8 protein-coding genes are annotated in these 14,063 nt (G+C 46.6%); all 8 read right to left on the bottom strand.

All coding sequences use genetic code 11. The annotated features are described in order from the left end of the window. Positions 1-5: 5 nt before the first annotated feature. Entirely contained in the window at positions 6-1,325 is a 1,320-nt protein-coding gene (locus tag HW447_RS15225; protein WP_176255986.1) for a YhfT family protein, read from the bottom strand. Positions 1,326-1,389: 64 nt separating this feature from the next. Further along, on the bottom strand, positions 1,390-1,701 hold the full coding sequence (locus tag HW447_RS15220; RefSeq protein WP_176255985.1) for a PRD domain-containing protein: 312 nt from the start codon (positions 1,699-1,701) through the stop codon (positions 1,390-1,392). A gap of 154 nt (positions 1,702-1,855) precedes the next feature. Then, positions 1,856-2,788, bottom strand: coding sequence for a GntR family transcriptional regulator YhfZ (gene yhfZ, locus HW447_RS15215; protein WP_176255984.1), 933 nt, complete (start codon positions 2,786-2,788; stop codon positions 1,856-1,858). A gap of 357 nt (positions 2,789-3,145) precedes the next feature. Beyond that, entirely contained in the window at positions 3,146-4,480 is a 1,335-nt protein-coding gene (gene gdhA / locus HW447_RS15210; RefSeq protein WP_176255983.1) for an NADP-specific glutamate dehydrogenase, read from the bottom strand. Positions 4,481-4,635: 155 nt separating this feature from the next. Continuing rightward, positions 4,636-7,695 carry a glycoside hydrolase family 2 TIM barrel-domain containing protein gene (locus HW447_RS15205; protein WP_176255982.1) on the bottom strand — a complete coding sequence of 1,020 codons (3,060 nt, stop codon included), beginning with the start codon at positions 7,693-7,695 and terminating at the stop codon, positions 4,636-4,638. Positions 7,696-7,700: 5 nt separating this feature from the next. Further along, positions 7,701-9,488, bottom strand: a complete 1,788-nt coding sequence (locus tag HW447_RS15200) for a phospho-sugar mutase (protein WP_176255981.1) — start codon at positions 9,486-9,488, stop codon at positions 7,701-7,703. Between the two features lie 21 nt (positions 9,489-9,509). Continuing rightward, positions 9,510-11,504 carry a glycosyl hydrolase family 28 protein gene (locus tag HW447_RS15195; protein WP_176255980.1) on the bottom strand — a complete coding sequence of 665 codons (1,995 nt, stop codon included), beginning with the start codon at positions 11,502-11,504 and terminating at the stop codon, positions 9,510-9,512. Between the two features lie 45 nt (positions 11,505-11,549). Further along, positions 11,550-13,988: a hypothetical protein gene (locus tag HW447_RS15190; RefSeq protein WP_176255979.1), complete on the bottom strand. Its 2,439-nt coding sequence runs from the start codon at positions 13,986-13,988 to the stop codon at positions 11,550-11,552. Positions 13,989-14,063 lie beyond the last annotated feature (75 nt).

The following is a 14,063-nucleotide window of genomic DNA, read 5'->3' as shown; positions in this document are numbered from 1 at the left end:
CCTCCCTATACAATCGCAAGTCCCAATAATTTAATTAAATTTGCTGCAAATCCCATGGCTATTGTAACTACAGGCCCTACTGCCATTGGAATCAAAAATGGTTTCTTTGCACATTTGTTCATCATCCATACCATCATAACAATCATTGAACCGACATATGACATTCCAACCTCATTCATAATCGCAGCTGAAGCAGTGAATCCGCCGACCAGCAAAGCAACCTCAAGAATCTGTGACATGGCATTTCTGATGTGATCCCCCAGTTCCCTGAGTGCCGGAAATTTATCAAGCATATTTCCCACACTTCCCAGAAAAAATGTCTCTAATGTGATAACTGCTGCTCCGCTCACAAAGGACACAATACAGGTTACGGGAACAGAAAATCCCAATGAAGCGCAAAACATTCCTGCTGCTATGGAAAAATACGACCCTGCTGGTGAAAATACGCCTGTTACAATTGCTGTGGTGTAAACTAATGGTATATAACCAATTGCACGGACACAGGCTACCAACGCCGCCTGCGCAAATTCGTTCTTCATCATCAGCGGCCCGGAGATTACATCTGTCGTAAGCAGACATTGCGAAGCTGCCACGGATAACAAGCCGCCCATAACAGAAAAATAAATCCAGTTCTTTTTTATGCGGTTCACATTTTCAGAAAAAATATTGGTTAGGTCTGCGCCAATTGCCTCGTTTTTCGTTCTGACTGCAAAAAATATCATCACAATCGTCCCTGTAAGCATTGACATTCCATCCGCATTCAGAGAAAGCTTCAATTCTCCAATATTAAACACACCAAAGTTTTTAACCAGGATATACGCTGCCAGCGTTATAACTGCAGTAATCCCGCCCTTTTTTATTCCATGCTGATACGCAACTGCGAGAGATGGAAAGACAGCAAACGTTGCCACTACAATATCTGCTACATTTCCTATATAAGGAAGAAAATTGACGGGTAAACCGGAAAAGAGATTTGCAATTGAGGACATAAAGGCAACAACCATAACTCCCCAAATGGCCCCGATTATCACCGACAGGATCGTTCCCTTTGGTGTATCCGGGCACCATGTTCCTATGATGTCTCCCATCAATAAAAACGTATGGATAATAATGATTCCCATAGCGATAGAGTTTGTAAAGCCAAATCCTACAATCAGACCAAAGCTTACCGCAAAAGACGTTGCCGCCAGAGATTTTCTATCCATTCTTCCGCTGAAATACTCCGTATACACGGGACGGAAACCATCGTTATACACAGCAACATTCTTATTTGCCAAAAGAGCCGACATTGCACCTATTGCTGCCGCTAATAAATAATTAAGCATTTTCATTTCCTCCTGCATTTTTGTTTTGTGGAGTTGGATCCCCTTCGTTTTTCATATGCCCGTTTTACGGCATCAGTACATTACAGATATGAACCGTCAGGAAATCTGTTTCTGTCTGCGTAAATTCCAATTCTGTCAGCTGTAATATCTGCTGCTGTACAGAACAGGCACATTTATAAACCTCTTCTTTTTTCACCTCCTCCAAAATGTCAGGACTTATCTGAATCTCATTGTCATTTCCTTTTTCCATTCGGTCTGCCGCCATGGCCAGATGTGTAATGAACATATTCAGCTTCTCCTCATCCGCATCCCCCTTTTCTTTTAAAATCATCCCTGCTGCACTGGTGCAAAACACAGCTACTTTTTCAGAAATCATCCCTGCATTCTCCATAATTTTGAGACGTTCTGTGACCGACTTCCGTGTGCACATCTTTCACCCCTCCAATATACATTTTTTTGTACTTTGCAAAATATATGAAAGAGCGGCAGTCGCGCTCTTTTATATCGTTCTGGTGCTTCAACCCCTTTTATTAAAAATAAGGTTCTCTAATTCCACTTCTTACCTCACTTAATATTTTCAAAGTTACTTCTACGCTTATATTCTTTCTTAACAGTTCCGCCAAATACTGATTTCCCTTTTTTATCACCATTACAGCTGTGGAAAATAAGCTGCTGTATTCGTTGTCCTTTAAAAATATAATCTTCAGATCATTCAGATGGTGATTCTCAATTATATCATCATAATTCCAAACGCCGGCATCAATTGTTCCATCTAATAAGGCTGAAATCGTCTGCTGCGTTCTCAGCTTTACTAACTGAACATTTTTATTCTTTATCAGGTTGCTTGTAATATGACTCTGATCCAGGGAGTCTTCATCATAAGCAACTTTCATCCCCTCCCGAATCCCTTCCTCCTGTAGATCACGCAGCAGGAGAATATGCTTTGACAAAAAGCTGCCGGCTCCAAAATTTAACAGACATTCTATCTCACTTCCACAGGATATCGCATACTCAGCTGCATATTGAGATACAATCGCAAACTGATATGCTCCTGATTCAACAAGCTGAATCCTCCCTACGGCGCCTCTCGCATAAGCCATATTAAATTTCAAAGATCGAAACTGATCATAAATTGCTGTAGCAAATCCCTCATATGTTTGAGAATAGGGCAAGGGCATAATTCCCATAATCTCTCTTTCCAAACAATTTTCCTGAAGCTTTTTATAGTCTAATGCCCTTATATAGGTTCCCTGATGTCCATGATGCGCCAAAGAAACTGCACCGATATCTTTTAAATAATTAAATGCATTCTGCATTGTTCCCCTGGATACCTGAAATTCCTCCTGATAATGTGAAATCGGAGCAACACGGTCACCCACATCCTTTGAAAGCAGATCCAAAGCCAGTTTACTGATCGTTACACCTTTTTTTTGATATAAAATCTGATCATTCTCCGGCTTCATACATCATTCTCCTCATAGTTTTCTAATATTCATTTTTTTGTACTTTGTATGTTCTTATCATACCAAAACATTTTATTTATGTCAATAGCAATATTTATCTGTATTTTTCATAAAATTTTATGTGCATTTTTCATAATCCACCTATCTTTTGACAGCAACAGTTTTTGACTATGTCCCCGTATCTGATTTCTAACTGAACGCACAAAATCCCGTATATGTACTGTACCCAGCCACGTACGGGATTTTTATGATTAAATGTCACTTATTTTCACATCGGAGATTCCTCCGCTGCTTCTTGAATGACGAAAGATTCAAGAAAATTCCTCACCCTGAATTGTTACTTTAAATATTTATACGTTAGCACACACCCTGGCCCATCATAGCCTCAACCACTTTCTCAAAGCCAGCGATATTCGCACCTGCTACATAGTTTCCGGGAACGCCGTAGCGCTCTGCTGCATCTGCCGCCTTTGCAAAGATATCAGCCATGATCTTGTGGAGTTTTTCGTCTACCTCTTCAAAGGTCCAGGACAGCCTTAAGGCATTCTGGCTCTGCTCTAAGCCGGAGGTTGCCACGCCGCCTGCGTTTGCAGCCTTACCAGGCATAAACAGGATCTTCTTCTCAACAAACAGATCCGTTGCTTCTCTGGTGGAAGGCATATTTGCTCCCTCTGCCACTGCAAAACAGCCGTTTGCAAGAAGAGCCTTTGCATCCTCCAGATTCAGTTCGTTCTGGGTCGCGCAGGGAAGGGCGATATCGCATGGAATAGTCCAGATACCCTTTCCTTCTGTATAGACGGCAGAAGGAACTGCATCTGCATACTCCTTAATCCGTCCTCTGCGTACTTCCTTAATCTCCTTTACTGCATCCAGCTTAATGCCTTCCGGATCGTATACATAGCCGTTGGAGTCGCTCATGGCAACTACCTTTGCGCCCAGCTGCTGTACCTTCTCTACTGCGTAGATGGCAACGTTTCCAGAGCCGGATACAAGTACGGTCTTTCCTGCGATTTCCTTGCCATTGTGCTTTAACATCTCATCCAGCATATATACGAGGCCGTAACCGGTGGCCTGGGTTCTTGCCAGAGATCCGCCAAAGGTCAGTCCCTTTCCGGTAAGAACGCCCTCATACAAGCCGGTAATCCTCTTATACTGGCCGAACATATATCCAACCTCTCTTCCGCCTACACCGATATCGCCGGCCGGAACGTCGGTATCCTTGCCGATGTGGCGGTAGAGCTCCGTCATAAAGCTCTGGCAGAATGCCATCACCTCACGGTCTGACTTGCCCTTTGGATCAAAGTTGGAGCCGCCCTTGCCGCCGCCCATGGGGAGACCGGTGAGAGAGTTCTTTAAGGTCTGCTCAAAGCCAAGGAACTTAAGAATGCTCTGATTTACGGAAGGATGGAAACGAAGTCCGCCCTTGTAGGGTCCGATGGCACTGTTGAACTGTACTCTGTAGCCCTTGTTAACCTGCACATTCCCCTTATCATCCACCCACGGTACGCGGAAAGATATGATGCGCTCCGGCTCGGTAAAGCGCTCCAGGATGCCCGCCCTGCGGTACTTCTCCTCGTTTGCATCAATCACCAGCCTTAAAGAATCCAAAACTTCCTTTACTGCCTGATGGAATTCCGGCTCGCCGGGATTCTGTGCTACCACTCTCTCATAGATCTCATCAACGTATGACATGGTATAACTCCTCCTTTGGTTTTTGTCTGAAATGTGCATCCGGCCGCGAGCCGGACGCCTTGTGGGATGCTCCATCTTTTGATGTACATTTTACGGAAAGTATAGCAAGTTAATTTGTTAAAGTCAAGGAGGAATTGCGGTATTTCAGACCATTCTCAAATGCCGTCCTCTGACACAGACCACGGATACAGCGCCAGTTTCCACTCAAAATGCTTCTCTGATAACCGATATTTTTCAGCCAGAGCCGGCCCGCAGCTGTTGGATCCAATGCCGCTCTGGCGGTAATCCAGACAGAGAACCGTTCCATGTAAGGGTTCAAGCTCAAATCGGTGACCCTTCTTTGTCAGCTCTTCCTGTGTATAATGGGAAGCGTTAAAACAGATCGTCCCCTCTCCCATAACGAGAAGCCCCTTATCCGGCTGCTTTAAACAGATATAGTCGCAGTCCCAATGGCTCCCGTTTTCCTGCGGTCTGATATAAGGCTCATACAGATCGGATACGGCCGCCTTAAATATTCCGTGCCATGATGCCTGGTGCTTGTCCTCATAGCTTTCCATTGGTCCGGTTCCGCAGTATTCCACCTGGTTCATCCGCTCAGGCAGGAACATACGCAGCCCAAACCGCGGGAGAAAGGGAAATTCCGGATCTTTGCATACTGTCAGCTTCACCCTTACAGTGCCTGTATTCTCCACCAGCCAGTTAGCCCGAATCCTTAAAAACGGCTGGATATGAATTGCCGCAATAGACAGATCCGTCTGTATCCTGATTCCTTCCTCCGCAAGCTCCGCCTTCGTTGTATACGTCCTTACCTTAGCTCTGTCGTAACCGGCCCGCTCCCACTCCAGCCGGATCCGTCTGTCGTTGTCCGCGGGTGCTCTCCAGATATTATATTCCATGGGGCGCACAAACAGTTCTTTTCCGTCCAGCTCCATGGATGCAAACGTTCCCAAAAAGCAGTCATAGCGGTAAGAAAAATGCCTCCCCTTCACCAGTATATACCGCTCCCCCTGTTCCAGTGCTAAACCATGATCACTGGATATTCCTGATTTTTCCAGTACGTTTTTCCGTGCCGCGGCCTGAATGGACTCCCTGTTCCAGAAGGGGAGAAATTCGTCTATTCCTAACTCATGTCCCGCTTTAAGGCTTCCACTGTCCTTTTTCAAAATATATCGGATGCGGATTCCGTCTATCTCCTCCGGCAGTTCTTTTTCAAAATAGACCACTCCCTCTGTATGGGGCCGAACAGACTGCGGCAGTTCGAGTTCTGTCTCTCCCGCGTCTTTTCCGTTTTTTACGAAAATACAATAGATTTTCAGATAATCCTTCAGGTCTGTAAAATCCATATAATTGTGAATCAGGATCGCTCCGGCTCTCAGATCACAGGAGACCATTCGGGCCGGACGGTACACCTGCTTAAATTCCAGCAGTCCAGTATGAGGACGCCGGTCAGGATAAACCAGCCCGTCTACGCAGAAATTGCCGTCATGGGGAAATTCCCCGCTGTCTCCTCCATAAAGATATCGTTTCGATTCAGCTTCCTTAAAATCTGCCAGAACTGCGTGATCACACCATTCCCAGACAAAGCCTCCGCACATTCCCTCATACTGATGAATGATCTGAAAATAATCCTCCAGATCTCCCGGCCCATTTCCCATGGCATGGGAATATTCGCACATAAGATACGGGTTTTTATGACGCCGCTTGAAATACTGATGGATTTCCTCAAAATCAGGATACATACGGCTGTACAGATCCAGCAGGCTTCTGTCGTATACCCGGTGATCAGACACATATCTGGCTCCTTCATAATGAAGCAGACGGGTGTTGTCATACGCCGCTGCCCATTTAAGCGCCTCCTCAAAGGTACAGCCATAAGCACACTCATTTCCCATAGACCAGATCACCACTGCCGGACGGTTCTTATCGCGTTCCACACACCTTTGCACCCGATCCAGAGTAGCTGGTATGAACGCAGGATTATCAGCAATCAGACGTCCCCATTTCTTCACATGGGTATCCCAGTCGTCTGTTTTTTTGTACCCCTTATCTGTGCCGTGGCTTTCATTATCTGCCTCGTCAATCACATAAAATCCATACTCATCATAAAGATGATAATACTGAGGTGCATTGGGATAATGGCTGGTGCGGACTGCGTTTACATTATGTTCCTTCATCAGGGTCAGATCCCGGCACATCTGTTCCTTTGAAATTACAAAGCCCGTTTCAGGATCACTGTCATGCCGGTTGACTCCATGAAACTTTACCGGCGTCCCGTTGATGTAGAGCACTCCGTCTGCAACGTGTATTTCCCTGAATCCGACACGGTCTGTGATCACCTCATCCGACGTACTGAGAATCAGCGTATACAAATAGGGCTGCTCTGCATTCCAGTATACGATCTGTTCCAGCTGTACCTGAATATGACCGCTGCAGTTTCCTTCCTGAAAGCATCGGCCCTGGGCATCCATCAGACAATACCCTGCTTCCTTAAGAGTTCCGTAGAAATCCAGATCCAGACAAAACTCTGCCTTTCCCTGACCTACAGGCACCGCTCGGATACGGTAATCCCGGATTCCCGATTTCGGACGTTTTAAAAGATATACGTCTCTGAAAATTCCGCTCATGCGAAATTTATCCTGATCCTCCAGATAGCTTCCGTCACACCATTTCAAAACCAGAACTGCCAGTGTATTTTCACCCTCATTAAGAAGCTCTGTCACATCAAATTCACTGGTAGAGTGAGATACCTGAGAATACCCCGCAAACCGCCCGTTGATCCATACATAAAAGCAGGAATCAACTCCCTCAAAGTTCAGGTATGCCCTGGGAGCTTCAGGCAGACAATGATATAGAAAAGAATGGACATAGGCTCCGCATGGATTTTCTCTGGGTACATACGGCGGATCCAGGGGAAATGGATACCTGAGATTTAAATACTGATTTCCATCCGCTCCGTACATCTGCCACATTCCGGGAACCGGCACATCCTGATATCCCTCTAAATCTGCTCCCGGTTCAAAAAAACGCTGATCAAAGTTGCTGACAGATGGCTCATAATGGAATTTCCAGATCCCGTTTAAGCTCTGAAACCGGTCTGAATTTTCCCGATCCACTCCGAAAAAGCCGCCGCCTGAAGCAGGGATATAGTACGCTCTGTTTGGTTCTGTCCCCACATGAAGATTATTAAGATCTTGAAAATATGGTTTTACAAGCATATGTCCTACGGTTCCTTTCTGTTGTTCTCTGCAAAAAATAATCCTTCCATCCAGGCTGTGAGCTTTTTCTCTTCCTCACAGGCCGTTTCCCTGTCTTTTGCGCTGACAGAAATATAAAGTTTAAGTTTAGGCTCTGTTCCTGAAGGCCTTACTACCACAGAGGAATTTTCCTCCAGTCGGATTTTCAGCACATCAGAAACCGGCAGTCCATTGATCGTTTCCCGGCCTCCATCTGCCAGAAAAATGTTTCCGCACAGATAGTCCTCTGCCGCCTCTATCCGTTTTCCTCCAATGAGCATCACCTCCCCATCACAGATCCGACTGCACATGGCATGAAGGCGTTCCATAATGCCCTTCATCCTCTCAAATCCCTCCATTCCTTCAAATTCATAAGAATGAAGTGTGTTTAAGCAATAACCATACTTCTGATACAGGCCTTCCAGAACTTCTAACAGCCCCATTCCTTTTGATCGGTAATAACCGGCCATTTCGCAGATCAGAAACGCCCCGTCTACCGCGTCCTTATCCCGGACATAGCTTCCGCTCAGATAGCCATAGCTTTCCTCAAATCCCAGAATATAATCTCCCTCTCTGCCCTCTGCCTCCAAACATCCGATCTGCTCTCCAATAAACTTAAATCCTGTCAGCACATCCACAGTTTTTACACCGTAATCTGCCGCGATCCGGGACGCCATATCCATAGTCACAATCGTCTTTATAAAGACCGGGTGTTCCGGCATTGTTCCCAGCTCATTTCTCCGGCTGCATATATAGTTCAAAAGTAAAAGTCCTGTTTCGTTCCCTGACAAAAGCACATACTCCCCGGCTTTATCCCTCACTGCAATTCCAACCCGGTCACAGTCAGGATCTGTAGCCAGCAAAAGGTCTGCATTGCATTCAGCCGCATACTCCATTCCCAGAGCCATAGACTCCCGTATCTCCGGGTTAGGATAAGGGCAGGTGGGAAAATGGCCGTCCGGCGCTTCCTGCTCTTTTACAACAGTAATATTTGTAAATCCGCTTTCTTTTAAGGTCCTTAATACAGGCTTTAGACCCGTTCCGTTTAATGGGGAATATACGATTGCCATATCCCTGTCTATCTGTCCATCCAGCTCCCCGGCCAAAGACTGATCCTTTACTGCCTCTATAAAAGAAGTAATCGTCTCCTCCCCAATGTAAGAAATCATTCCACTGCCAAGCGCTTTTTCAAACTCTGTGATTCTTACATCCATAAAGGCATCCGTACACTCAATGCAGTCCAGAATCCTGGAGGCTGCTTCTGTGGTAATCTGGCAGCCATCCGGCCCATAAACCTTATATCCGTTATATTGGGCCGGATTGTGACTGGCCGTCACCATCACGCCTGCTGCACAGTGAAGCCTGCGGACGGCCCAAGACAGCATCGGGGTCGGCATCAGTTCACTGTATATAAAAACATGGATCCCATTGGCCGCAAAAACCTCTGCCGCCCGTCTGGCAAACAGAGAACTTTTGATCCGGCTGTCATAGCTGACTGCAATCCTGCGGTCCGTTCCATAAAAATTCCTGTTGATATAATCAGCCAGTCCCTGAGAGGCTTTTCCTACCGTATAGATATTCATCCGGTTGGTTCCTGCCCCGATCACTCCCCGAAGCCCTCCTGTACCAAATGACAGATTCTGATAAAAGGCATCGGTTATTTTATCTGGATTCCCCGCCATTTCCTCCAGCTCCTGAACCAGCTCCGGATCCTGTAACGCGTTCTCTCTCCACACCTCATATCGCCTTTTAATCTCTTTATAAAGAGAACTCATCTTTATTTCCTTCCTTTCCCTTCAGTCCGTATATTCCCGGACAACCGCCTCTCTGGTATTCATGGTTCTTGGAATAACCTCCCAGTCCTCTAAGCACACTCCCTCTGCATGGCGAATGTAAAATCCATATGCCGGCACATCTCCAAACGCATTGTTTTCCGGGTAATCACGAACGTTTTCATAAACAGGATTTCTAATGTCCAAATCCTCTTTGTTATCCCGGTAAACAGCCTGAAAGTCACGGATCTGAATATCCTTTATCCGCCTTTCAATTACCCTTCCATTCTCTTGTGTCTGAAAGCCCGTAAGGATACTTGGAACCTCTGTCTGGAAAGCTCGAACGTGTTCAATGACAATATTCTCAATCGCTCCTCCGTAATATTTCTCTTCCCTGTCCTCATCGTTTAAGAATCCGTACTTATTGCGCATATTCAGGCAGATGAATACAGGACAGCAAACCTTATCCATCTCAATATTGCGGATCTGGACATTCTGGATATGACTCCCGTCTGCTGATTCAATGGAAATACCGGAAACAGTCCCCGGATAGATATCAGGCAGCATAAAACGGCAGTTTTCCACCGTTATGTCCTTAATATCAAAATAGGTCTCTGTTCCAATCTTAAATGCATTCATTACGGAAACCACTGTGCAGTCCTTAATATGGATCTGCTCCGTACCTCCCATTTCAGCGTCAGCATCCTCAATGTTAATCCCATCATGCCCCTGTTTCATAGGGGCTTTCACGCAGATCCCATCATCCGCGCAGGATACGAAGCAGTGATCTACCTCCACCTGACTGCTTCCCATGATGTCAATACCGTCTGTATTTGCCACATGGCGGTTTCCATTGATTACCAGATCCCGTACTCTGACCTGACGGCTGCAGTCTACGCACAGCGTCCAGTCAAGGGCATCCTCGATGATAATATTTCGGATCGCCACATTCCGGCTGCTGCGGATCCAGACTGTGTACATAGGCCGTTGGATAGGCGGCAGGCCTTCTGCATAACGGTCCTCAGCATATCGAATACGGCTGCGGTATGTATATCGGATGGAATCTACCGGATACCCCATGGGATCGTACAAAAATGGCGGAAGCTTTGTTACCTCCATTGGAACAGTAAGCGGCGGATTTTGGGGAAGATATACGAAATATTCTCCTCTCCCGATTATCTTTCCTCCTCCTGTAATCGTTACAGCTTCCGCGCCTACGCAGCCAATCAGAGCATCTCCATAATTCTCCAGATCACGTGAAGCGCAAAGAGCGCTGTCTGAATGGATCCAAAGCGTTATCCCAGACGCAAGATGAACAGCGCCCACACAGTAATATCCTCCTGATACCAGAACCGTACCTCCACAGGTTGCGGCTGCATCCACAGCGGCCTGAACAGCCTCTGTAGAAAGCGTCTCACCATCAGAAACTGCGCCAAAATCACGCACATCAAACACTTTTTCTCCCGCCGGCAGCTCCTCAGGATGAATATACTCGCTAAAAGGAATCGCCGGATAATAATCACCCTCATAAATGACGCCATGACCGGGATATGTGGGATGATCCTTTAAAAAGCTCTGCCAGTGAGTCAGGTCCCGACTGACGGCAATACCGATGCTTCCCTCCGTCTCGTCATCTGTGCCATTTACAGGCCGGTTTCCCTGATAAACAGCCAGATACATATGAAGCTGAGGATCCCACAGGGCATTCGCGCTGCAAACTCCGGCTGACGCCCAGGAAAACCGGCTCCAGCTCTCACTGGCCCGAACGTCTTTTCCCTCTTCTCCCTCCGGCCGGCACTCCGATTCTAACGGCACCGGCACGGTCCAGCTGATCAGGTCCCGGCTCCGGCTTACAACTCTGCAGCTTTTTACCTCTTCCCCCTTTTTATAACAGCCTGTAAAGACCAGCGTCCTCAGATCATCCTTAATATAAAGCTTTGGATTACTCCAGCTTATCTCCTTTGAGGCTTCAAAAAGCAAGGGGGCTTTCACTCTGGTAAGATCTACATTACAATTCATTCTGATTCTCCCTATATATTCTGTATTTATGATTTTTAAGGTAATCTATAAAAGATACTGCGTATCATCCTGAGACAGCTGATATGTAAGTTCAAAATCAGCACCTGCCCTCAGACAGCCTTTTTCGCTTTCATAAAACGGTTCCAGGCTGCCAGCCCATGCCATAAAGCTATCCAATGTATCCCACTGCTGTCTGCTGCCGCAGATGCACAGATAAGCCATTTGGCTTCCATAAGCACGCAGTTCACTGTCAAAGACCGTATCGTCAAAGGCTGTCAGCTGTTCACTGCACCATAAGCCCATAAAGCCCTGAGCTTTTTGAAGAAACAGCCATTTCCCTTTCTGTTCTGCCCGGTCAAACCGGCTTTTGGGACAGTACACATGGGTAAAATGAATCGGATGGCTTTCAGGGATCTGATAGATGACTCCCAGTATCCCGGGAACCTGCTTAATCGCAGGCATAACCCCATTTCCATACCAATACCCCGGTCTCATATCAGAATCCTCCGCTGTTGCGCCGGGATGGTTGGTGAAAATGACTGCCTCCGGCGAAAGAGCGCCATACCACATATGCTGCTGATATCCGTAAATTCCCGGCCCAAAGGCTGATGTGCCGTGGAAACACTCGTTTAAAGACTTGATAAACATATGGGTGCGGGACGTTTCTCCTCTTTCCCTGCGTATATTCTTCCAGCGGTCATCTCTGTCTTTTCTGGGCGATTCCACCGAGGTGAGACAGTAATTTTCTGTTTTTTCCAATACAATTTTTGCATTTCCTGATGTATACCGGCAGCAAACTTCCTGCTCCATCTTTTCTGTGAGCCCTTGCGGAAAACAGTAGGTACTGCCTGTCAGAAATGCCAGCCAGCCTTCTCCATAGGCCCAGGGAGCCGACGGATCGATACAGTGAATGATGGACTGCGCTCCCTGGCGGAAGGGGTAGATAACCTCTCTGTAAACCCTTCCCATAGGAGCGATCACCGTTTTCTTAAAGGTCTGCAGACAAAGCTCTTCCACCAGCCGATCCTCAAGTGCCCTGGCTCTGTCTGAAAGGTCCTTTTCACAAAAATCAATCACATTTAACAAAGCTGCAAAGGTAACGCACATATAAACCGTACTTAAAAACTCCTCAAATCCACAGGTTTCCGTATCATCCAGCCACTGACACAGGCGTTTTCTCCCCCACTGATACAATTCGCTGCCCAGCATTCCCGCCCTTGGAAAATATTCTTCCTGATAAAGACGTCCTGCTTCCACAGCTGCATAGTAAAACATAAGAGAATGGTTTTCACTCCAAAAACACATGGCATCTGCTCCATCCATATCCATCCAGTACCGATAATTTAAGAGCACCTGTTTTGTCCGGTCCTTCAGCTCCTGATCCATCTCATACCGGTGCATATACCGCATAAGACCGCAGACCAGAAAATCCGAACAGTCTACCCGGCGTTCAATGAGTTCCAGCATTTCAAACAGCCGCCCTCTGTCCTTTGGATCCTGAATCCCCAGCTGTTTTCTTGCCAGAATATTAAAGATCGGAAAGCCAAAATCGCCTCTGTTTAAACTTCCCACCTCTCCGATTTCCCTTAATATTCTGTTCCAGTTTTCTTCTCTGGTCACAGTTGGAGAAGGATGTACCGGCACTCTGCGTTCCGCAAATTCCAACTTCCGTTTCAGCACATAGCCCGGACGTTGGATTCTGATGGACAAAAGCGCCGTTTTCTCTGGAATACGCTCCCGCACTTTTCCCTCCAGAGCCGTCCATACCTCTGGACGGCGCATTACCTCATAGTCAGGACTTTCCCTGTGATAACATACGGATACTTCCGGCCCTGCCTCTTTTGGCATTGCCAGCTCCCCATGCTCCAGCTTTAACTGTCTTATAAATTTTGCATCCTCAAACACCTGGTTTTGGCAGTCCAAATCAGGGAGGCTCACTCTGATTCTGTCTCTGTGATCCATGATCTGAATTCCCAGCAGATTTCGTGTATCTCTTACTCCCAGGTTCTCACAATCGCATAAAATCTGGTTTCTTCCCTTCTTTAAGTGAAATACCACATCCTGATACTGAATGGGCTTATATACCGGTCGTTGCACCTCTCCTGCCAGCTCCCCATTGCAATAAATCCCTGCAGCCATATACGTCCAGATCCTGGCCCGCACAGGTCCTTCCTCTTTGGCGTTTAAGCAGACAGCTGCCGTCAGTGTTATCCGCTGAAGGGTAGAGTAAAATTCCGATACATCAATAAAGCAGTTGTTTCCCTGTACCCACACAGACCATAGACAGCCGTTTTGAGCCCTTTCTCCCAGTTTCGGGGACATCTTCAAATATTTTTTCTTAGGCGTGACAACGCACGCTCTCAGCCTTGCTTCCAGTTCCAGCTGATTTTCAGCCCGTTCCTCCGCCTCAAACGGATCCGCCTGAGGACCTGCGATCATATATTCCATCACAAACCCGTCGTTTCCCAATTCCCATTCCTTCATTGATCTTCTCCTTTACAAACGAAGCCGCCTATACAAAGATAAGCGGCTGTTGAATCTCCATAGCATGAGGTGTTT

It is taken from the genome of Enterocloster alcoholdehydrogenati, from assembly GCF_013282095.1.
Classification (GTDB): Bacteria; Bacillota; Clostridia; order Lachnospirales; family Lachnospiraceae; genus Enterocloster; species Enterocloster alcoholdehydrogenati.
The sequence above is the reverse complement of the archived record's forward strand: the minus strand, read 5'-3'. Positions and strand labels throughout refer to the sequence as shown.

What these genes read in the sequence shown, in the direction of transcription:
- yhfZ (WP_176255984.1), bottom strand. Translation starts at nt 2,788, where the DNA reads ATGAAGCCGGAGAATGATCAGATTTTATATCAAAAAAAAGGTGTAACG.
- gdhA (WP_176255983.1), bottom strand. Translation starts at nt 4,480, where the DNA reads ATGTCATACGTTGATGAGATCTATGAGAGAGTGGTAGCACAGAATCCC.
- HW447_RS15220 (WP_176255985.1), bottom strand. Translation starts at nt 1,701, where the DNA reads ATGATTTCTGAAAAAGTAGCTGTGTTTTGCACCAGTGCAGCAGGGATG.
- HW447_RS15195 (WP_176255980.1), bottom strand. Translation starts at nt 11,504, where the DNA reads ATGAATTGTAATGTAGATCTTACCAGAGTGAAAGCCCCCTTGCTTTTT.
- HW447_RS15200 (WP_176255981.1), bottom strand. Translation starts at nt 9,488, where the DNA reads ATGAGTTCTCTTTATAAAGAGATTAAAAGGCGATATGAGGTGTGGAGA.
- HW447_RS15190 (WP_176255979.1), bottom strand. Translation starts at nt 13,988, where the DNA reads ATGAAGGAATGGGAATTGGGAAACGACGGGTTTGTGATGGAATATATG.
- HW447_RS15225 (WP_176255986.1), bottom strand. Translation starts at nt 1,325, where the DNA reads ATGCTTAATTATTTATTAGCGGCAGCAATAGGTGCAATGTCGGCTCTT.
- HW447_RS15205 (WP_176255982.1), bottom strand. Translation starts at nt 7,695, where the DNA reads ATGCTTGTAAAACCATATTTTCAAGATCTTAATAATCTTCATGTGGGG.